At 51.5% G+C, this 676-nt stretch carries 1 pseudogene; it reads right to left on the bottom strand.

Features of this window, described 5'->3' with window-relative positions:
• Window positions 1-676 (bottom strand): annotated as a pseudogene (locus BP822_RS11235) (DNA degradation protein EddB); the annotation flags it as partial.

Raw genomic sequence — 676 nt, 5'->3', positions numbered from 1 at the left:
GAGAGGAAATCTGGTTAACATATCCGGCCCTCTTCAAGGCCATGATGGGATCCTCGTTTCTGTACGAGTTCATATCCCCCAGGATCAGATAGTCGGGATCATGGCTTCCAGTAGGATCGGAAGACAACCAATCTATCAGCTCATTTGCGGCCCTTGTGCGGTCACCATTCCAGTATCCTTGACCATCTCCACAATCCCTATTGTCTCCATTCGCCACCTCATCCCCTCCTGGCGGATTCTTGGATTTCAGATGAACGACCACGACTGTAAGCCGCTCAAGAGTGCTGATCTCCTCGAAGGTCTGGGCCAGAGGCTGGCGGTTGCCCGATGAGAAAGCGCCCATGGATGTCGTCGCTGCCTTGCCTATGGGTCTGATCGTTGTTCTGTTGTAGATCAATCCCACTGATATGAGGTCATCGCCTAGCTTTGGTGATCCCGGGTCTACAAATGAATAATTCTCCAACCCAATCCCATCTTCACGAGCATTCAGCCCGTCACATAGATCATGAATGGCGCTCAGGTTTCCATAGCCATCATTCTCTATCTCGATGAGACCGATCACATCCGCCTTCATATCAGTGATAGCCTGAATGATCTTAGCTCTCTGCAGCTCGAACTCGCCATTCGATCTGGCTCCTCTTGCACTGGGAAAACCACGGCCTGCTCCATTGCCGTT

Source organism: Methanosaeta sp. UBA458, assembly GCF_002496085.1.
Classification (GTDB): Archaea; Halobacteriota; Methanosarcinia; order Methanotrichales; family Methanotrichaceae; genus Methanothrix; species Methanothrix soehngenii.
The sequence above is the reverse complement of the archived record's forward strand: the minus strand, read 5'-3'. Positions and strand labels throughout refer to the sequence as shown.